The organism is Pseudovibrio ascidiaceicola (genome assembly GCF_900114245.1).
In the GTDB taxonomy this organism is placed as follows: domain Bacteria; phylum Pseudomonadota; class Alphaproteobacteria; order Rhizobiales; family Stappiaceae; genus Pseudovibrio; species Pseudovibrio ascidiaceicola.
Window position 1 is genome coordinate 150,503 of record NZ_FOSK01000009.1, and the last position, 20,343, is coordinate 170,845.

Here is a 20,343-nt window from a genome sequence, read left to right on the forward strand (position 1 = left end):
CATATGAGATTATGGGTATGTGTGATTGTCTTTTCAGTTTTTGGGGTTGGCTCCGTAGAGGCGGCTCAACAGGTTGATCTGCCGCTTTGCAAGGCAGGGGATGGCAAAACGCCTGTTCCACGTTGGGAGGTGACTGCGATGCCTGTTGATGTGCCAACAGGCGAGGAAGCGAGGCCGTTTGCTTACACCGTTACTGCTCCGCCGCCTGCCTATCATGGTCTGATGGGACATCTCAGAGTGAAGCTGGGCAATCTGGATGAACAGTATTGTTCAGCTTTGCGTGAAGAGCTTACCCAGATCAAGAACAGTACCGGTCAGCCTACACCACTGGTTATTGAATGGTTGGTTGATGACAATGGCCCGCAGGATGATGTGCGCTCCCTGGATTTTTATGAGCTGCCTGAGTTTGTGGAGGATGGCTGCTGGCTGGATGGTGTCTACCAATTTGTTGCACTTGGTCATTCAGGTGTAGAAGCCGACCAGTACATGCTGAATCTGGTCCCTCTTGAGGCAATCCAGAAATCCGGTTCCTTTTGTCGTCCTGTCCAAGAAGGGTAATCCCGCGTTTGCAGTATAGTGGCTCGTTCTAATTGTAATTATCTGAAATGCATTATGTATTCATAGTGTTGTCTGCTGTGATGCGTATGAGGAACTCACTTTAATAGTGAATACTTCAGAGTTTACCCTGTTCAAATCACCCTCGGATTTACTAGGTTAATTTATCAATTTAATTCAATTTTTCTATAATAGGAAAATTGGCGGAACAGGTGCAGGCAGCAGGTGTGGGGCGTTTGAGTGCTTGTCTGTGCATGATCAGGGGTATTCATGCAGTTCAAAACCTTCATCATTTCAATAGGTTTTGCAGTAGCTGGCTGCGTGCCGACTTATGTGGGCGACCCTGCTGATCTGGTTGAGCCGGCGGTTAAAAAATCTAATGCAAACCTGGCTGTTGCGAGCACTCAGAAGACAGCTGAAAAACTGGCAGCTATTGCGGCGCTTGCGGGCAAATGGTCTGTCATACGCGGTGAGGGGCAAACACCGTGCGCACTGCAGCTGAAGACAGCCCAGTTTGGTGGAAATTATGCAGCAAGTTCCGTGTGTTCTGGTGAGCCAAATGTATGGTCGTGGAATATGGAGCAAGATGCTCTGCTTCTGTTTGATCACAAAAGTAAAGTGATTGCGTCTTTTCATGAAAGCGAAGGTGGCAATTGGCGTGAAGCGCGAGAAGGTGGGGACCCTGCGCTTGGTCTTGTTCGTTTGGGAGACTGACAAGACAGCAGAACACGGAGAGGTTGGACGTATTCTTTGGGGGGAATGAAATGAAGAGGTTTGTTGTTATCGCAAGTTTGCTGGCGCTTGCTGGCTGTCAAAGTGCTGGAGGAGGTGCTGAACCTTACAGCGTGCCTATGCCTGCTGCGCAACCGCCCGCCACTGCTGCCTCCAACCAGAGTGTTGTTGTGCAGGATCAGACTTCGCAGAGCAAAACCTACAGCAAGGCAGATGGTACTGTTGTTCCAAAGACAACAAGCAGCTCAGCTCAGGCAACGGTTGATCCGGGTACTGCGACTGCCTTTTTGGCTGGTGTGGCTGCGGCAGCAGCTCTTGGCAGACAAGAGGAACGCAGTTCAAAGCCGGTTGTGCAGGTGAAGGACATGGTTGGCGGCTGGACTGTTTATCTCAACTCTGATGAGCGCGTCTGTGAGCTGACACTCAGCACAGAACCAAAGGATGATGGGTACTCTGCCAGTTTCAATCACTGCATGGATGGGGATCTGTTCTTTGTCTCTAACTGGCGCATGAAAGGGCAAGAGCTCGTTTTGTTTGACAACTTCTCCCGCGCCAAAGGCAGCATGCGCATGACGGAGTGGAACCGCTGGGAAGGCCAACTGGCAAGCAACAGCAAACCAATCACTATTGCTCGGTAGATGACCGAGGTGTAGTCCGGCACGGCGCTTTTGAAAACTGCGGAAAGTGCTGACAGTGGCGCTTACTTTTCTACCAAGATCCCTGAGCCCCGCTATTCGCGAGTGTTAGCTTTGTAACTTGTCCTCTGCTGTCTTGCATTTTAAATGTAGGAGATTGCTTGGAGCGGTGGCTTCCATACCAAGTAGTTGCTATTTCTAAGAGGTCTCTATTCATCTGTTTGCCAAGAAAATCATCGAGTAATTTGTCGGTGAGGTCGCTATCTGGATAAAAGCGAAAATCGCCAGCACTAGTGAGGGAGTCGAGGCTAGGTGCTTCTTCGTTTAGGCTACGCTGCATCATCTTGCGTGGGAGTGTATCTGAGTTAAACTTGTCAGCGAAAGATTCGCGGTAGATTGGGGCTGTAAAATCAATGATATGGGTTTCTGTTTGAAGCCACACATGAAATGCGTCCAGTCCTGATATCAACTGATCGTTTTCAAATTTGCCAAAACACGCAACCTTATTAGAATCCTCAAGACATACGGTAAATGCTCCAGCGACAACTCGAGTGCTGATTTTGTATTTCTGGTTTAAAATGAAGCCGCCGAAAGCAGCAAAGAAGAGGCAAGCTTTATCTGGGCGAGCATTAGGAACCCCCATGAGTACGCCATGAGCAACATTATGTATGCGGTTATATTCGCTAAGGGGTAAAATAAATTTTCTCATAGTAACTCCTTAATTCGCAGGTCAAAGTAGGCAACTCAGAGTTAGATTGGGAACTATTATTTGAGAGATCCGGATGAGCGATCGATCAGACCTGTTTGTCCATGATTTCGGCTGGAAGGTGGGCCATCCATTTGCGGCGGATTGCTTTTTCCAGATCGAGATCATTGCGGTCCGCATAAAGCAGAAGGTGGGCCAGTAGGTCTGCGGCTTCGTCTTCCTTTTGCATATGCAACTCTTTTGGAGTGGCTGATCCAGAGCGCCCGCGACGGGTGGCCTTCATATGAGCTGCGGTCAGCTCTCCGAGCTCTTCCTGAAGTTTCGCAAGATACCAGATCTCATCTCGGTTGATGTTGAACCGCTTGGCGTAGATTGCTGATACTGTTTTTACAATGTGCAGAAGTACTTTGAATGTCATCGGATCTGACAGAAAGGTTGGGCTTTCTGCGGTTCTCACGCAGGCGAGCCGAAGGTTTGAGCAGGATGTGTGCTAGAGGAATCTCTGCGTCGCATCATATGTACTATTTATGCGCTTGTCATTCAGCGCCAGACAAAGATCTTTGACCGCATCCAATGAATGGATTGCCCGAAACTCATCGGTATGCGGCAGTATTGCTTGAATTCCGCGGGCTTTGGCCTCGAACTTGTCGTAGCGCAGCAGCGGATTGAGCCAGATTAGTCTTCTGCAAGACCTGTGGAGACGGTCCATTTCCAGGGACAGTTCGTCGTAGGCTTCCCGTTCCAGCCCATCCGTTATGAGCAGAACCACAGGGCCGCCGTGGCAGACGCGTCTGAGCCAGGTGCGGTTGAAGGCTTGGAGTGAGCTGGCGATGCGTGTGCCGCCGGACCAGTCTTCAACCTCATCTGTACAGGCCGCGAGGGCTTCGTCCGGGTCCTTCATGCGCAGGGCACGGGTGATGTTGGTTAGCCGTGTGCCAAACAGGAAGGTATGGGTTTTGCGCTTTTCTGACAGAGCATGCAGGAAGTGCAGCATGATGCGTGAATATTGGCTCATGCTACCCGAGATATCGCAGAGGGCAACCACGGGGGGATGAACCTGAGCAGGCGCTTTGTGCTTGAGATCGATGATGGAACCGCCTGCCTTCAGTGTGGCGCGCATGGTTCTTCTGGCATCAACCTGTTTGCCCAGAGTGTGTGAATGGACAGGTTTGAAGCGACGGGAACGAACCTGATCTGCAGGCATGGTGAGATGGGTGAGAGATCTGCGGGCTTCGGCAATCTCCTCGGTGGTCATCTGTGCGAAGTCCTTCTTTTGCAGGACTTCTTTTTCCGAGACGGTGAAGCGGGCGTCTACCTCTACCAGTGGTTTGGTTTCTTTGGCCTCGCGCTGCTTGTTGGCCTCAAAGGCATTGGCGACACGGGATTGAGCGGCGCGTGGCTTTTCTGGTTCGCGTTGTCCTGCCGGGGCAACGGGAGACAGCAGTGCCAGCATCTTTTCAACGAGGCCTTTGCTTTGCCAGTAAAGGCGGAAGGCTTCGTCGAAGACGGGTTGCTGGTCGCGTTTATGGACGAAGACGGAATGCAGGGTCCAGTAGAGGTCCTGCTTGTTCTCAATACCGTTGATGGTGACCGCGCTCACTGCATCCACCACAGAAGACGGGCCCGCAGGCAAGCCCGCTTTGCGCAGGGTTCTGGCAAAGTGGACGATGTTTTCCGTGATGCGCCCATGCGGTGGGCGCGGAGATGGTGCGGGGGCGAGGGTATCCTGCATCAGGTAGGGCTATGCTGTTGGGGCAGGCATGCTGCCAGCGATGGTGGCCTGTGAGTTGGCTTCCATGCGGATCTCGTCAAGGATCGCACGGGTTCTGGAGCCTTTGATGCGGTCGATGTCTTCCTGATACTTGAGCAGGACACCGAGTGTGTCGGACACCATTTCCGGATCGAGCGCGACTTCTTGCAGCTCTGTGAGGGCGGTTGCCCAATCCAGAGTTTCAGCGACACCCGGTTTTTTGAAGAGGGCGTCATCCTCACGCAGCTTTTGCACGAAGGCGACGACCTGCCCGGAAAGGGTTGCTGCGGCTGTTGGCAGTTTGGTCTGCACGATTTGCAGTTCGCGCTCTGCTGTCGGGTAGTCCACCCAATGATAGAGGCAGCGGCGTTTCAGGGCATCATGGATTTCGCGGGTGCGGTTGGTGGTGATGATGGTGATCGGCGGTTCCTCGGACTTGATGGTGCCGAGTTCCGGGATGGTCACCTGACTGTCTGCTAGCACCTCCAGCAGGAAAGCCTCGAAGGCTTCATCGGTGCGGTCCAGTTCGTCGATCAGGAAGATCGGCGCGCCAAGCTCAGTGGTTTCCAATGCCTGAAGCACCGGGCGCTTGATCAGGAAACGGGGGCTGTAGAGCGCGGTGTTGAGGTTCTCACGGTTTACGCTGCCGGATGCTTCAGCCATGCGGATTTCGACCATCTGAGCGGCATAGTTCCACTCGTAAACGGCGGAGGAGACATCCAGCCCTTCATAACATTGCAAGCGGACCAGTGGACGGTTCAGTGTCGCTGAGAGGACTTTGGCGATCTCGGTTTTGCCGACGCCTGCCTCACCTTCGAGGAAGAGGGGGCGCCTCATGCGCAGGGACAGGTGCAATACGGTTGCGAGTGCGCGATCTGCCAGATACCCGCCAGAACCTAAGAGCGTGAGGGTTTCTTCAATGGAGTTTGGTAGATCAACCTTGCTGCTCATAAATAGTCCGCTCCCGCCCTGTTGTCTGCTGCGCTTTGATTTGCGCCTTGCGATCATAATAGGGAGAAAAACGTATATTGAAAGCGGATTGTTATCGGCAGGTTAGCTGTGTCGCTCAACGGTTTGTGAGGCCAAGGCCCATGCCATCGCGCATGACGGTTGTGGCCTGCTGGGTGAAGGTGCCGCCTGCTTCTTCGTGCAGGGTGAAGCCTGGCAGAATCTGGAGCGGGGCTTTGCTGGCTGCTACTGCACGAACAATGATGCGGGTGGCTGGTGCGTCGGCTGTTGGGCGGATCGGGATGATGTCAATGGCACCGAAGCGGCGTTGCATTGGGTCGAGGAGGTCTTGCAGGCCATCTGCTCTAAAGATGATGGAGAGCGTTCCGCCGTCCTTAAGCAGATCTTTCGCAGTTTTGATCCAAGGCTCTATGCCGCGCTCATCCAGCGCGTGCGCTGGGGCGCGGTCTGATTTTGGCGTGACGCGAAAGCGGGTGCTGTCGTAGTAGGGCGGGTTCATGATCACATGATCTGCGATGGATGATCCTAAACCGCTTTGGTGACGGATGCTGCCCTTTGCGGTGAGGTTGGCTTCCAGAATGGAAACTCGCTCTGCAAAACCTGCGTTTTCCGGCAGGGACAGGCCTTTGCGGGCCAGTGCTGCGGTGACAGGGTCAACCTCCACGCCGACGGCCTTGATATTTGGCAGGCGATGAGCCGCGCAAAAAGCTGCGGTGCCGACGCCAGTGCCCAGATCGTAAAGTGTGCCAGTTGTGGTTTGTGGCAGGGACGCTGCCAGATAAACAGCATCCAGTCCGGCTCTGTGGCGGCCTTTTGCTGGTTGTTCAACCATGACTTTACCGCCGAGGAACTTGTCCTTGGTGGTTTGTTGCTGAGATTGAGGTGTTTCAGGGTTGGTCATGGCGGTGCCGGATCACATAAGTCGCAATAACGCACTGATACAGGCTGCCGGTTTTCATGCAATCCCTATTGTTTATCTAAAGAGAAGTTTTCACGCGTCTTTTAGGTAGTGCTCTAATCCAGCATCGCGCATAAGTTGACAGGCTTCATCCAGCCGATCTGCTTCCACCATGATCCGGCGCGGTAGAAAACCAAGTGAGCCATCCAGTATGCTCATGTTGGTATCGGCGACGAAGTAGATGATCTCAGCGCCTCCCAGCAGTGCTTCAAGATGCGAGATGAGGACGGGATCTGTTGTTCTGATGAGTTCTTCCACGATGATGTCCTCTTGAAGAGTGTTGCCTATTTTGCCAGAAAGTATGCAGGTTAGGGTTGGTATTGTGAAAAAAACTAATTGTGATTGGTAAATTATCCCTTCGACACTACTTTATTGGCAGCAAATTCTTACTAAAGCTTGCCCGAGACTATCTACCAACCTATTGTCCCGTTGGAATCAAAATAGAGGTATCCCGTGGGCGTTGTTGGTCTTCAATCTCAGACAGCCAAACCAGCTGGAATTCAGGGGCTCGTAGAGCTCGTTTCAGGTGACATGGAGAAGGTGAACGAGCTGATCCTCTCCAAAGCCGGTTCTAATGTTGAGCTGATCCCGGAAATCGCGCGCCATCTGATTGACTCAGGTGGGAAGCGTTTGCGCCCGATGTTGACACTGGCGTTTGCGCAGATGTTTGAATATGAGGGCGACGGTCATGTCATCCTCGCAGCATCTGTTGAATTTATGCACACCGCAACTTTGCTGCATGATGATGTGGTTGATGAAAGCGATATGCGCCGCGGTAAGCTGGCTGCTCGCAAGTTGTGGGGCAACCAGGCCAGTGTACTGGTGGGTGACTATCTGCTTGGTCAGGCCTTCAAGATGATGGTTGATGTGCACTCTCTGGAAGCGCTGCGCATTCTTTCTGAAGCCTCCGCGATTATTGCAGAGGGTGAAGTGCTTCAGCTGGGTGCTGCACAGGATACCACCACGACCTATGAAATGTACCTGCGGGTGATTGAGGCGAAGACTGCTGCGCTGTTTGCTGCTGCTTGTGAGGTTAGCCCGGAGATTGCTGATAAGGGTGAAGAGATCCGCGCTGCTGCACGCAAATTCGGTCTTGAGCTTGGTTACGCCTTCCAGCTGGTTGATGATGCGCTGGATTATGGGGGTGCAACTGTTGACCTTGGTAAGGATGTTGGTGACGACTTCCACGAGGGTAAGATCACCTTGCCAGTCATCTACGCTATGGAGCGTGGTAGCGATGAGGACAAAGCCTTCTGGAAACGTTGTCTGGAAGATGGAGACATCAAAGACGGCGATCTGGACCATGCGATCAAACTGCTGAACGACACCGGCGCTTTGGCAGACACTGTACAGCGCGCGCGTGACTATGGAGCATCTGCAATCGATGCTCTGTCCAGCCTGCCAGACGGCCCTGCCAAGCAGGCGCTGAAAGAAGCAGTGGACTTCTGTATTGCTCGTGTGAGTTAATCAGAGAGCAGTTCGAAGAAATTGAAAAGCGCCGCGGCAGAAATGCCCGGCGCTTTTTTGTTGGCGGTACTGGGAATGAGAATTGCTTATCAAGGGTACATGATAGCAGGTGTTGAAGATGACACTTGAGCAAAAAACCAAACTAAATAGTAGTTCGCACTGCTGCCCGTTTTGAAATAAAGATGCAGCAGTGCATTGAAAAAACTATTTTAAATCAAGCTTTTTGCAGCTTGTAGTCGTAATAGTCTCGGTAGTTCTTGTTGTACTCTTCTTGCTCAATTGGCATATCAAGTGATGCACGCAATCTGTTCGCGATATGTTGTCTGGACCATGTAATGGCAGCGAGCCCGGAATCTTTTTCTGCTTCCAGTTCTGATATGACCTGAAGGACTTTGGTGCTTAGGTCCTCACCGTTTTCGCTCGCGCTCCAGGCATTGCTCGCAACGACAGATGCTCCTGTTGCTACAGCCATTGTGGAACCGCGCGTTAACAGCGTACGCCGATTGATATGCGTATCTTTACCTTTGAAATCCATTTAATTTTTCCCTTAGAATGTACTTCGGCAATTAAAGATCAGGGGCTTTTTGATGGGGTCTCGGCTTTGGTCGAGCCCCTGATCTGTGGCTTTCAATGTAGTTTAGATATCTTTTACATCTGCGATGTTGATGTTGAGCGCAGCTGCGACACCTGTGCCGTAAGCAGGGTCCGCGCGGTAACAGTTGCGGACATGACGGTGTTGGATTTCAATACGTGCAGGGCTAAGCGAGCGGGCTGTGTTTGCAAACAGAGCTTCTTTCTGTTCTGCATTCATTGAGCGGAAAAGAGCACCGGGCTGAGAATAATAATCTTCATCCACTCGGTGATCCCAATGGCCTGCAGCACCCTCCAGGGAAAGCGGTGGCTCGGAGAAATCTGGCTGTTCTTGCCATTCCCCAAACATGTTTGGTTCATATCCAATACGCGAACCATTGTTGCCATCAACCCGCATGGCTCCGTCGCGATGATAGGAATGGAATGGGCAGCGCGGTGCATTAACTGGGATTTGCGAGTGGTTAACTCCAAGACGATACCGGGCAGCATCGCCGTAAGAGAACAGGCGACCTTGAAGCATTTTGTCAGGAGAAAAACTGATGCCAGGCACAATTGTTGAAGGCGCAAATGAAGCCTGTTCAACCTCAGCGTAGTAGTTCTCTGGATTTTTGTTGAGTTCAAGCTCGCCAACTTCGATCAACGGATAATCTGACTTGGGCCATACCTTTGTTAGATCAAACGGGTTGATGTGATAATTCCCGGCCTCTTTTTCTGGCATAATCTGGACCGAAAGTTTCCATTTTGGGAAATCGCCATTTTCGATGCTGTCATAAAGATCACGCTGGTGACTTTCACGATCATGCGCGACGATTTGAGCGGCCTCTTCATCCGTCAGGTTTTTGATACCTTGTTGGGTTTCAAAGTGGAATTTTACCCAATAACGTTCGTTGTCTGCGTTGATGAAACTATAGGTGTGGCTGCCAAAACCATGCATATGGCGATAAGTCGCCGGAATGCCCCGGTCTGACATAACGATCGTGACCTGATGTAATGCTTCAGGCAGGTTTGTCCAGAAATCCCAGTTGTTATCAGCGCTACGCATATTTGTGCGCGGATCACGTTTTACTGCGTGGTTCAGATCTGGAAATTTGAGCGGATCGCGGAGAAAGAAGACTGGCGTATTATTGCCTACCAGATCCCAATTGCCTTCTTCAGTATAGAACTTCATGGCGAAACCGCGAATATCACGTTCTGCGTCAGCTGCGCCGCGCTCACCAGCCACGGTCGAGAACCGCATGAACAAGTCGGACTTCTTGCCAACTTCAGAGAATATCTTAGCGCGAGTGAACTTGGTGATGTCGTTGGTTGTTGTGAAAGTTCCATAAGCTCCTGACCCTTTGGCATGCATTCTGCGCTCAGGGATAACCTCACGATCAAAGTGAGCCATTTTTTCTAGGAACCATACATCCTGCAGCAGAGCTGGACCGCGAGGCCCGGCGGTTTGAACGTTCTGGTTGTCAGGAACTGGAGAACCAAAGGCAGTGGTCAACTTAGGCGTATTAGTCATATTCTCTCCGCATTTTATTATGCCTGAAGGATGATTTCAGAGTGGAGAAAATCAAAATCAAATAAACTTATTGAGTCATAACTAGTCTTGATGATGCCACCTTAACGAGTGGAAAAGGTAGGGCAGGCCAAGGTTTTGCCCGCTGGAAACTAACCGGTATTGTAGTGGGTACCTGAGGACAACTGCGGATTGCAGGTAAACCCGTTGGCAAACCAGATCATAGGCGAACTGTGTTTAGCTCACGAATGATCGAGTGAATCAGTGATGGGAAAGGTGAGGTTGGTTTGGAGGCAAAGATGGGGAGATGTGTCGCCATCATGAAACTACTTGGCTGAAGGAATGGGCTACCGCTCCCAAGAAGGCATTTATGGAAGTGGCCTGTCTGCACATAAGCTGGATTTAAATCCGTGCTGCTCTGATCCACCAGTTTTCTCGTGCCTCTTGCAAGTGGGAGGCTATGGCTTGGGCGGCTTGCAGGGTTTCAACGAGGGCGAAGCAGGTGGCGCCGGAGCCGGACATGCGGGCGAGGAGAGTTTCTGGCTGGGAGGCCAGAAGGTCCAACACCTCTGAGATTTCTGAAGCCTGAGAGATGGCAGGTTTTTGCAGGTCGTTGCGGCAAGTTTTAAGCCAGTTGGCCAATGCCTTCATGCTTTCGAACTGTGCTGGCATTTCTGGCAGCGGGGCATTGTCCTTCTTCTCCAGAGCGTGGAAAATGGTTGGAGTGGAGACCTCGATCAGTGGGTTCACCAGCACTATGGCGCCCGATGGGAAGCCAGAGAGTGGCTCGATGATTTCGCCAATGCCGCGGATGCGTGCTGGTTTTTCTTCCAGGCACATAGGCACGTCAGCACCAAGGCTCAGGGACAGTTTGGAGAAGTCGGCAGGAGATGGGGATGCGTCCCAGATCTTTGCAAGCGCCCGAAGCGTGGCAGCTGCATCTGCGGAGCCGCCGCCAATGCCTGCCGCGACGGGCAAAGACTTATCTAGCTCAATCTGTGCACCTGATGCGGATGGAACGTGTTCTGCCAGCATCTGCGCGGCTTTGATAACCAGATTGTCAGCAGGCTCGCCCTGTAATTTTGCTGCGAATTCACCAGTGATCTGGAGTGAAAGGTGAGGGGCTGGCTCAACCGAGATCTGGTCGCCGACTTCCGGGAACACCACAAGACTGTCGAGCATGTGGTAGCCGTCTTCTCGCTGGCCAGTGATGTGGAGCGCAAGGTTCACCTTGGCACGGGCTAATTCCTCAACCCGTGCTGCCTTTGTATCTTCCAAAGTCATCATACTATGATCGTGTTATGAACTACTTGTTGTCAGTGGAGCTCGCCAGACCAACCGGAACAGCCTCGTCCATGCCGTTTTCAATTTTGTCGAGAATGCGCTTCAGATCTTCTGGCTCTGGCTCAAGGTCGCGGGCATGGTTCCACTTGAACCGTGCTTCCAGTTTGCGGCCAACTTGCCAGTATGCATCGCCCAGATGATCGTTAATGATTGGGTCATGTGGACGCAGAGCGACGGCTCGTTCCAGCTTTTCGGCAGCTTCCTCATAACGGCCAAGACGATAGTAAACCCAGCCGAGACTGTCGACGATGTACCCATCGGTTGGACGCAGGCGAACAGCGCGTTCAATCATCTTTTGGGCTTCATCTAGCTTCAGACCACGATCCACCAAGGAGTATCCGAGGTAGTTGAGGATCATCGGCTGTTCAGGCTTGAGGGTCAAAGCTTCACGGAAATCTTTTTCAGCTGCGTCCCACTTGTCCTGACGCTCGCGGGTGATGCCGCGGAAATACAGGATCGTCCAGTGGTTTGCCTGAATTTCGCTGAGGGTATCCAAGCCCTGATTGTAAGAGGTTTCAGCCTCTTCAAACAGGGAATGACCGCGCAACACGTTACCCAAAGACGTAATGGCTTCCAGATCGCTTGGGTCTGCTTTCACCAGCTTTTCCAGATGTGCGCGGGCTTCTTCCAGATTGTCCAGAATGTTGTAATGGAGCGCGATCTGGATTTCAGCTTCGCGTTTCATTGGAGATCCGTCAGATACCGCTGACAGATATTCAATGGCGCGTTCATTGTCGCCAAGCTGCTCAAACAAAGAAGCCAGACCAATCAGGGCTGAATCGTTCTTCGGATTGAGGTAGGTGGCGAGCTGCAAGTAATTTGCGGAGAGCTCTTCGCCTTCTTTGCTGACAGCTATGCCAAGACCGTGCAAGGCTTCTGCCAGACCTTCGGCTGGTGTCTTGGCGACAGATTCAATAACCTCACCGCTCTCAATCTTATCTCTCAAAGTGACGAGGAGCGGGTGTTCTGGAATGAGTTGCTCATATTCGGCAACGATATCCAGCGCTTCCTGTTGTCTGCCGGAGGCTGCGAGCATGCGGGTGTAGGAAATGGCATTACGCAGAGCGCCGCGGTCAATCTCGTAGGCTGCCTTGTAAAATTCTGCTGCCTGATGGGGATTGTTGTTGTACTCGGCGAGTAGCCCTGCGTTGAAGTTGATGAAGAGGTCAAACCACTTGGCACCTGTGGTGCTTGTCAGATCTGCGATGGCTTCATCTGTTTTGCCCTGACCTGCTTTGACCCAGGCTGAAACAAGAGCGAAGCTCAGGCGGGACAGCGGATTTACATTTTGTGTGACAGCGTCTGGCAGTTCGGTGGTGAAGTCACCTTCGTGGATGCGCTGCGCGGCAACGGCCAGCTGCGCAAGGAAGTGCTCACTGTCTTCTTCCAGAATGCGATTTGCCAGAGGGAGCGCTTTTTCAACATTGCCATTTGCCAGAGATGTGACAAATGCGCGGTCGAGAATGTAAAAATTAGCCGGATCACCTTGCAGAGCTGAGGTGAAATAGTTGGACGCGGCGGCCAGATCCTGAGCGAGAAGGGCGCTTCTGCCTGACAGGTAACTTCCTGACAAGGAGCTTGCAGCCGGTAGGGACTGGGAGCTTGCCTTGGCGTTTTGAGCCGGGACAAATGGCGAGCCCAACAAAACAAACGCCAGCGCAGAGGCCATTAAGGCCTTTTTTGAGAATCTGTTTTTATTAACAGAATGATAGGTCATACGGCCATTGTTCTGAGCAGAAGCGGAATTGGAGCGGAACAGCGCAAAATAGCTTGTCAGGGTCATATATGTCTCTCATTGAGAGCCGATTGCGACTCAATATTACATCAATCTGTTAGTAGCGAAGAATGGCGTTTTTATAGCAGCCGGATACCTCACCGCATGTTGTTAAGTGTATCCGAACATTCTTTCAATTGAACCTACATTTTTTCAAGTATCTGCGGATAAGTAAGTATATTGATATTTCTCAAGAATTCAGAAGTATTTACGCAATAACACTAAGGTCGAGGTCTGAGTCTCTTGCTATAATGACCCTGTTCATTGCAGATAGTGGGCAGTGGTGCAATTCCAAGTGAGATTGGTTGTCGTCTCACTCAATAAAGGGGGGTGTTATGACCAAGTGGGTCTACATCTTTGGAGAAAACAAAACCGAGGGCGATGCTTCTATGAAGGAGCTGCTGGGCGGCAAGGGTGCAAACCTTGCCGAAATGAGCAGACTAGGATTGCCTGTCCCTCCCGGATTTACCATTACAACGCAAGTTTGCACGCACTATTATGATGAAGGTCAGCAGTATCCTTCCGAGCTAAAAGAGCAGGTTCATGCTGCGATTGCGGCTGTTGAAGAGCTGACAGAACGTGAGTTTAACAGCACGACCAAACCGTTGCTGTTGTCTGTGCGTTCCGGCGCCCGTGTTTCTATGCCGGGTATGATGGATACGGTTTTGAACCTTGGGCTCAACGACCGGACTGTTGAAGCGCTGGCTAAAGATGCGAGTGATGACCGGTTTGCTTATGATAGCTATCGTCGTTTTATCCAGATGTACTCTGATGTGGTGCTGGACGTAGACCATGATCACTTCGAAGAAATTCTCGAAGATTTCAAGGACGAGCATGACTACTCCCTTGATACTGACCTGACCGGCGACGACTGGAAACAGATCGTCGCGGCTTATAAGGACAAGGTTGAAGAAGAGCTTGGTCGTCCTTTCCCTGACGATCCTGAGGAGCAGCTCTGGGGTGCCGTTGGTGCCGTGTTCAAGAGCTGGATGATCCCACGGGCCAAGACCTACCGTGCTTTGCATGAGATCCCAGAGGATTGGGGCACTGCAGTGAACGTGCAGGCGATGGTGTTTGGTAACACAGGCGAGAATTCTGCGACCGGTGTGGCCTTTACCCGTAACCCGTCCACTGGTGAAAACGCGCTTTATGGCGAGTTCCTCATCAACGCGCAGGGTGAAGATGTTGTTGCGGGTATTCGTACGCCGCAGGACATCACCGAGAAAGCCCGTGTTGAGGCGCATTCTGAAAAGCCATCTCTTGAAGCAACCATGCCTGAGGTGTTTGCGGAGTTCCAAGCTGTCTGTGACAGGTTGGAGACCCATTACCGCGATATGCAGGATCTGGAGTTTACCGTTGAGCACGGCAAGCTCTGGATACTTCAGACCCGTAATGGTAAGCGGACGCTGAAAGCTGCGCTGAAGATTGCGGTTGATATGGCCGAGAGCGGTCTGATCACTAAAGAAGAAGCCGTCGCGAGCATTGCGCCGTCTTCTCTGGACCAGTTGCTGCATCCAACCATTGATCCTGCCAGTGAACGAGATGAGCTGACTGTTGGTTTGCCAGCTTCTCCGGGTGCTGCTTGCGGTGCGATCGTGTTCAACTCTGACGATGCTGAAACAGAAAAGGCCAATGGCCGCCCTGTTATTCTGGTTCGTACAGAGACCAGCCCTGAAGACATTCACGGCATGCATGCCGCGGAAGGCATTTTGACAACACGTGGCGGTATGACCAGTCACGCTGCTGTTGTTGCGCGCGGTATGGGTAAACCTTGTGTCGCTGGCGCTGGAACTATTCGTGTTGATGCCCGTAATGAGATCATGACGGTTGACGGTCGCAGCTTTGGCAAGGGTGATACAATCACCATTGATGGCGGCAATGGTCAGGTGCTTGCTGGCAAAGTTCAGATGCAGGAGCCCGAGCTTTCTGGTGACTTCAAAAAGCTGATGGAATGGGCTGATAATATTCGCCGCATGAACATTCGCACCAATGCAGAAACGCCTGCTGATGTGAAGGTGGCGCTTTCTTTTGGTGCTGAAGGCATTGGTCTGTGCCGTACCGAGCATATGTTCTTTGAAGGTGAGCGTATTCTTGCAGTGCGTGAGATGATCTTGTCTGACACGGTGAAGGAACGTAAAGCTGCGCTTGCGAAGTTGCTTCCGATCCAGCGTCAGGACTTCATCGATATCTTTGAGCTGATGGTTGATCGCCCGGTCACCATTCGTTTGCTTGATCCGCCATTGCATGAGTTCCTTCCGAAAACGGAAGAGGACATTGCTGAAGTCGCCAAGCAGATGGACATTGATCCGGAAGAACTGCGTGAGCGCGCAGAAGAGCTGGAAGAGTTCAATCCGATGCTTGGCAATCGCGGCTGCCGCTTGCTGATTTCCTATCCGGAAATTGCAGAGATGCAGGCGCGAGCTATCTTTGAAGCTGCTCTTGACGTTTCCAAGCGCCATGGTCGCAAGGTGACACCTGAGATTATGGTGCCGCTGGTTGGCTTGAAGAGCGAGCTGGATATTGTTCGCGAAAGCATTGATGGTACAGCTGAGATCGTGGCCAAGGAACTGGGTGAAAAGCCTGCGTATTCTGTTGGCACCATGATTGAGCTGCCACGTGCTGCACTGCTTTCTGAAGAGATTGCGGCGTCTGCCGAGTTCTTCTCTTTCGGCACCAACGATCTGACACAAACCACCTTTGGTATCTCTCGCGATGATGCTGCGTCCTTCCTGGGCAAGTATCAGGATCGCAAGGTGATGGAGAAAGATCCGTTCGTCTCATTGGATATAGATGGTGTTGGCCAGCTGGTGAAGCTTGCTGCCACGAATGGCCGTAAGACGAAAGCTGATATCAAACTTGGTATTTGCGGGGAACATGGTGGTGATCCAGCCTCCATCGCCTTCTGCGAAACTGTTGGTTTGAACTACGTGTCCTGTTCTCCGTTCCGTGTTCCTGTTGCACGTCTTGCTGCTGCTCAGGCAGTGCTGGCTCAACGGAACAAAGGGTGAGTGGCTTTGTAAAAAAGGGGAGGAGCTGGCCTAAGTCGGCTCCTGCCAATCTGGAAGACCTGAGAGCTGGCGGTAAGCCAGCTCTTGCACGTTTGCTCAGCGCTATTGAGAGCTATGAGGGGCATCCTCAGTTGATCTCTTTATTGGATGAGGCGTTGCAAAACCCAATCGCGCATGTGATCGCGCTAACCGGACCTCCCGGTGTTGGGAAATCCACCCTGACAAATGCAATGATTTCGGACTATCGCCGCGCAGACAAAAGCGTTGGGGTGATTGCGGTTGACCCATCGTCTCAGGTGACAGGTGGCTCGCTGCTGGGCGACCGGACGCGTTTGTCTACTGATCCAGAAGACCAGAAGATCTTTGTGCGCTCCATGGCGGCGCGTGACCGGCTTGGCGGGCTCTCTGAGCATGCTATCGCGGCGGTGATCCTGATGCGGGCTGTGATGGACAGGGTGATTGTAGAGAGTGTTGGCATCGGGCAATCTGAGGCAGATGTGGCTCTTGTGGCTGATACCTGCGTACTTTGCATTCAACCGGGATCTGGCGACAGCCTTCAGTTCATGAAGGCGGGCATCATGGAACTGCCGGATATTATCTGCGTAACCAAGGCGGATATGGGTGACGTTGCCAGCCGTGCCCGTGCGGATGTGGAAGGTGCCATGAGCTTGAGTGCGAAGCGAGGGGACTGGAAGGTGCCTGTGCTGATGCTGAGTGCAATGGACAACAGAGGTCTTAGTGAGCTTATTGATGCCTGCGACAGGCATCACTCCATGTTGCACGAGAGTGGTGGTCTTGCGGTTCAGCGCTGTGATCAGGTGAAGGCCTGGCTCGTGGATCAGCTTAAGATGCAGTTTGGGCAACAGGGCGTTGCGGTGTTGAAAAATTCCGGTGTGCGCTGGGAGGAAGCGGCCAAGCGACCATTTGCTTTCAAGCACGAAACCAGCGAGACATTTGCAGCGTTCTGGAAGAGTTTTTCTGAAAACTAAGTCGAGATGACAACCGGTTGGGAAGGGCGCAGATTACTCTGCTGCACCCACTCTGATTTTGCGTGGTTTCTGTTCCACGTCTTCGTCCATGTCATCACGCCACAGACGGAACTTGCCAAGCGGGATTGGGCGGGAGAACAGATAGCCTTGCATCATTGGGCAATCCATAGTGAGCAGAAGCTCTTTCTGTTCTTCCTCTTCCACGCCTTCAACACACACCTCCATGCCGAGACGAAGCCCCAGAGTGATTGAGCTTGCCAGAATTTCTCTGGCTTTGGCATCCGTCACTGCGCCATTGATGAAGGAACGATCGATCTTGATTTTGTCGAACAGATCGCGGCGCAGATAGCTGAGAGATGAGAAGCCGGTTCCGAAATCATCCAGCGCAATTTTTACGCCGAGATTACGAAGGCGTTCGATGACTTCAACCACAGTCTCTGAGTAGTTGATGAGAACGTCTTCGGTGACTTCCAGCTCCAGACGGTTAGGCTCCAGCTGGTACTTTTCAAGCAGGGTGTTGACCAGCTCTGGGAATTCCGGATGACGTAACTGAGTTGGAGAGACGTTCACGCACATGGTGACGTCATTAAGAGTTGAGCCATCCTTGATCGCGTTCTCCAGAACCCATTCACCAATGCGATTGATGAGCATGGATTCCTCAGCAACTGGCAAAAACGCTGCTGGTGGCAAAAGGCCCTTTTTTGGATGGTTCCAGCGAATGAGAGCCTCGGCTGCCAGAATGTTCTTGCCAGTGTTGTCCATGATCGGCTGGTAGTAGTTCTGGAATTCGTTGGCATTGAGCGCGCGTTTGATGTCCTCTTCGATTTCGCGGGAGATCTGAAGGGTGTCCTCCATCTCCTTTTCAAAGAGCACATAACGGCCACGGCCAAGTTTCTTCGCCTGATAGAGCGCAATGTCTGCTCTGCGCAAAAGTTCAGTCAGGTCATGACCATGCGCCGGGGAGAGTGAAACGCCCATGCTGGCTGTGGTCAGGATTTTGTGTTTCTCCACCTTGAATGCATCTGAGAGCATCTTCTCGATGTACATGCAGGTTTCGATTATCTCATCCATGCTGGTGCGGTGCGCCAGTACGATGAGGAACTCATCCCCACTGACGCGCGCGACCCGGTCTTCCATGTTGATCGACACTTTCAGGCGCTCGGCGACGAGTTTGATGACTTCATCGCCGATGGAATGGCCCAGGCTGTCATTGATCTGTTTGAAGTGGTCCAGATCCAGAAACACGATGCCGGTAATGCGTTGCTTTTGCCGGTCGCGCCGCAGCACGTCAGCTGCAAAAATCTCAAACCATGTCCTGTTGGGCAGGCCGCACAAGGCGTCATGGAGTGCTGCATGGGTTGCATCTGCCTCGTTTTGCAAGATGCGGTCTGTCATCTTGATGTAGCGGAGCAGAATGAGAATCGTCATCAGCAAGATTGCGATGATGGTTCCCAGAAAATAAGGTGATGAGGTGGTGTAGATCGCGCCAGAGGCTGCGGTGGTTTTCCAGCTCAGGTTAGCGATGATCTCGCCATTGCGACGGAGCAAAGGCAGGGATACACGCTGGAAGTCGGCTTTTGGTTTGTTCGTGGTGATGAACATCTCCGATAAGCCCGTTGATTCCTCAAAGGATCTGATGGACCGGATGTCCAGTGACCGTACCCAAAGCAGATAACCGGCAACTGTTGGCATACCTTTTGGCGGTGCTGTTGACGGAGTAATTGCTGCAACTGTGGCAAGGCCGATCGCGCCATCAACCAGAACAACATCGCGCAAACTCAATGCCAGAGGGGCATGGCTGCGCAGTGGTTCAGGTACACGGAACTGCGTTTGCTTGGTGTTGGCACGGGTTTCCAGCTCAGACAGTGTGGCATCCAGCTGACCGCGAAGCTGGTCTTCAAAGACCTCGCTGTGCCACGGCAGATCACGGCGGTAGGTGTAGAGCGGCTTCATATCCTTGTTGAGGATGACGAAGATATCCCGATCACCGCGGGTGCTTGGGGTCGGTGTCAGATCCTCATCCAGCAGGATGTTGGTTTCTTCTGACAGGACCGAAGCATATGCCTTGTTAGAGATGGCGATGCGCTCTGCTTCATTTGCGAGCCCATTGCGGAAAACTTTGAGGTTGCTCTGTACGAGGCGAACTTCTTTATCGACCTCGAAATCGAGCGCACGCTGGGTTGACCAGTAGAACGCCAGATACCCAACAGCCAAAGCTGCAGCCACAACACACAGGATCAACAGAGCCATCATGCGGGCTCCGATTTTTTTTCCTCGTGTAATCGTATTGCCGAAAGTACTGCCCAAGACTGCTGAAGTCATGGGAGTTTTCGAACTCGGTTGTCCCGCCATCGGCAATTTACTCATGCTGCCTTTAAAACTCTTGATTGTATGCGAAAACGCACTTGCCCATGCTTATGTTCTGAGATTTTGCTTGAGTGAGCCTGTACAACCGACGCGTTTTATCGATCACTTGGGAAATTTATGTGAATGGAGTTCTGCTGCTGGGGATAGCTTAGATGAGTTGAAGGCCTCTGAAACTGACGTGACCTGAGCCGGCTATGATGATGTGATCGTGCAGAACTATGCCTAAAGGCTCTAATGTGTTTGAAATTTTCGTCGTCATTTCAATGTCTTGACGGGATGGTGTTGGGTCGCCTGATGGGTGGTTGTGGACCAGAATGATCGCGCAGGCTGACAATTCCAATGCCCGTTTAGTAACTTCGCGCGGATAAACGGGCGTGTGGTCAACTGTTCCGGTCTGCTGGACTTCATCTGCGATGAGGCGGTTCTTTTTGTCCAGAAACAGGATGCGGAATTCTTCTTTGTCGTTGTGCGCCATAGCTGCGCGAACGTATTCCAGCACTTTGCTCCAGGAGGAGAGGGGATCGCGCTCTACAACCTGTGCTTTAGCGTAGAGAATAGATGCGGCCTGCATTTCTTTGAGGAAGCTTGCTGTGCGTGGTCCGCAGCCGGGTACTTCTTCCAGCCGTTGTTTTGGAGCGGCCAGAACTTGTGCGAAGGAGCCAAACTGGGCCAGCAGTGCTTTTGCCAGCGGTTTGGTGTCACCTTGTTTGATAGATGAGAAGAGGAGCATCTCCAGCAACTCATAGGACTGGAGGCCATCCAAGCCTGTTTCCTCAAACCGTTCGCGCAAGCGTGCACGATGACCGTGGTAGTGTTTCGCCGCTGGTTTGGGGGATTTACTTTGCTTGGCAGGTGGCGGAACCGGGAGTGTTTCCGGTTCGCCCAGAGGGACATGGCTCTGGAGCGCAGGCACGGCGGGTGCCTGCTCCTGAGGAGAGGGAGTTACCTCATGAAACCCGAAACTGGTTTGTTTCATTCCCCCTCCTTACTTGGT

The 20,343-nt window shown here is 52.2% G+C and carries 18 protein-coding genes; 6 read left to right on the forward strand and 12 right to left on the reverse strand.

Annotated features, from left to right (window positions below):
- The first annotated feature begins 3 nt into the window (after positions 1 to 3).
- The 3 genes from BM231_RS17590 to BM231_RS17600 all read left to right on the forward strand — a co-directional run bounded on the left by BM231_RS17590 (position 4) and on the right by BM231_RS17600 (position 1,925).
- Positions 4 to 558, forward strand: coding sequence for a hypothetical protein (locus BM231_RS17590; RefSeq protein WP_093521353.1), 555 nt, complete (start codon positions 4 to 6; stop codon positions 556 to 558).
- A 267-nt stretch (positions 559 to 825) separates the two neighbouring features.
- Entirely contained in the window at positions 826 to 1,269 is a 444-nt protein-coding gene (locus tag BM231_RS17595; RefSeq protein WP_093521355.1) for an AprI/Inh family metalloprotease inhibitor, read from the forward strand.
- Positions 1,270 to 1,319: 50 nt separating this feature from the next.
- Positions 1,320 to 1,925, forward strand: coding sequence for an AprI/Inh family metalloprotease inhibitor (locus BM231_RS17600; protein WP_093521362.1), 606 nt, complete (start codon positions 1,320 to 1,322; stop codon positions 1,923 to 1,925).
- Positions 1,926 to 1,995: 70 nt separating this feature from the next.
- Here BM231_RS17600 and BM231_RS17605 read toward each other — a convergent pair whose 3' ends face one another.
- From BM231_RS17605 to BM231_RS17630, 6 genes are all read right to left on the reverse strand, one after another.
- Positions 1,996 to 2,631 carry a DUF2026 family protein gene (locus BM231_RS17605; RefSeq protein ID WP_093521363.1) on the reverse strand — a complete coding sequence of 212 codons (636 nt, stop codon included), beginning with the start codon at positions 2,629 to 2,631 and terminating at the stop codon, positions 1,996 to 1,998.
- A gap of 85 nt (positions 2,632 to 2,716) precedes the next feature.
- Positions 2,717 to 3,046 (reverse strand): nucleoside triphosphate pyrophosphohydrolase family protein, encoded by a 330-nt coding sequence (locus tag BM231_RS17610; RefSeq protein ID WP_063312239.1) that lies wholly within the window; start codon positions 3,044 to 3,046, stop codon positions 2,717 to 2,719.
- 72 nt (positions 3,047 to 3,118) lie between these two features.
- Positions 3,119 to 4,360: a vWA domain-containing protein gene (locus BM231_RS17615; RefSeq protein WP_093521364.1), complete on the reverse strand. Its 1,242-nt coding sequence runs from the start codon at positions 4,358 to 4,360 to the stop codon at positions 3,119 to 3,121.
- Positions 4,361 to 4,369: 9 nt separating this feature from the next.
- Complete coding sequence (locus BM231_RS17620) at positions 4,370 to 5,329, reverse strand: AAA family ATPase (RefSeq protein ID WP_093521371.1); 960 nt, start codon at positions 5,327 to 5,329, stop codon at positions 4,370 to 4,372.
- Positions 5,330 to 5,444: 115 nt separating this feature from the next.
- Positions 5,445 to 6,248, reverse strand: coding sequence for a tRNA1(Val) (adenine(37)-N6)-methyltransferase (locus tag BM231_RS17625; protein WP_093521372.1), 804 nt, complete (start codon positions 6,246 to 6,248; stop codon positions 5,445 to 5,447).
- 90 nt (positions 6,249 to 6,338) lie between these two features.
- The gene (locus tag BM231_RS17630) at positions 6,339 to 6,563 is read right to left on the reverse strand and encodes a putative signal transducing protein (protein ID WP_093521373.1); all 225 of its coding nucleotides are present in this window, start codon (positions 6,561 to 6,563) and stop codon (positions 6,339 to 6,341) included.
- Positions 6,564 to 6,758: 195 nt separating this feature from the next.
- Between BM231_RS17630 and BM231_RS17635 the strand changes: the two genes are divergently transcribed.
- Positions 6,759 to 7,772: a polyprenyl synthetase family protein gene (locus tag BM231_RS17635; RefSeq protein ID WP_093521374.1), complete on the forward strand. Its 1,014-nt coding sequence runs from the start codon at positions 6,759 to 6,761 to the stop codon at positions 7,770 to 7,772.
- A 214-nt stretch (positions 7,773 to 7,986) separates the two neighbouring features.
- On the opposite strand, the gene BM231_RS17640 is transcribed toward BM231_RS17635, so the two are convergent.
- The 4 genes from BM231_RS17640 to BM231_RS17655 form a co-directional block, all read right to left on the reverse strand.
- Complete coding sequence (locus tag BM231_RS17640) at positions 7,987 to 8,307, reverse strand: hypothetical protein (protein WP_208860466.1); 321 nt, start codon at positions 8,305 to 8,307, stop codon at positions 7,987 to 7,989.
- A gap of 102 nt (positions 8,308 to 8,409) precedes the next feature.
- Positions 8,410 to 9,870: a catalase gene (locus tag BM231_RS17645; protein ID WP_093521375.1), complete on the reverse strand. Its 1,461-nt coding sequence runs from the start codon at positions 9,868 to 9,870 to the stop codon at positions 8,410 to 8,412.
- 399 nt (positions 9,871 to 10,269) lie between these two features.
- Positions 10,270 to 11,154, reverse strand: a complete 885-nt coding sequence (locus BM231_RS17650) for a 4-(cytidine 5'-diphospho)-2-C-methyl-D-erythritol kinase (protein WP_208860467.1) — start codon at positions 11,152 to 11,154, stop codon at positions 10,270 to 10,272.
- Between the two features lie 19 nt (positions 11,155 to 11,173).
- On the reverse strand, positions 11,174 to 12,994 hold the full coding sequence (locus tag BM231_RS17655) for a tetratricopeptide repeat protein (RefSeq protein ID WP_093521376.1): 1,821 nt from the start codon (positions 12,992 to 12,994) through the stop codon (positions 11,174 to 11,176).
- A 326-nt stretch (positions 12,995 to 13,320) separates the two neighbouring features.
- Here BM231_RS17655 and ppdK point away from each other — a divergent pair, with 326 nt between their 5' ends.
- Together ppdK and BM231_RS17665 are read left to right on the forward strand one after the other, a co-directional pair.
- Complete coding sequence (ppdK, locus tag BM231_RS17660) at positions 13,321 to 15,993, forward strand: pyruvate, phosphate dikinase (protein WP_093521377.1); 2,673 nt, start codon at positions 13,321 to 13,323, stop codon at positions 15,991 to 15,993.
- Positions 15,994 to 16,052: 59 nt separating this feature from the next.
- Complete coding sequence (locus BM231_RS17665) at positions 16,053 to 16,982, forward strand: ArgK/MeaB family GTPase (protein ID WP_093521558.1); 930 nt, start codon at positions 16,053 to 16,055, stop codon at positions 16,980 to 16,982.
- A gap of 33 nt (positions 16,983 to 17,015) precedes the next feature.
- Here BM231_RS17665 and BM231_RS17670 read toward each other — a convergent pair whose 3' ends face one another.
- Both BM231_RS17670 and radC read right to left on the reverse strand, forming a co-directional pair.
- Positions 17,016 to 19,304, reverse strand: coding sequence for a bifunctional diguanylate cyclase/phosphodiesterase (locus tag BM231_RS17670; protein ID WP_208860469.1), 2,289 nt, complete (start codon positions 19,302 to 19,304; stop codon positions 17,016 to 17,018).
- Between the two features lie 193 nt (positions 19,305 to 19,497).
- Positions 19,498 to 20,325: a RadC family protein gene (gene radC, locus BM231_RS17675; protein WP_093521380.1), complete on the reverse strand. Its 828-nt coding sequence runs from the start codon at positions 20,323 to 20,325 to the stop codon at positions 19,498 to 19,500.
- Positions 20,326 to 20,343 lie beyond the last annotated feature (18 nt).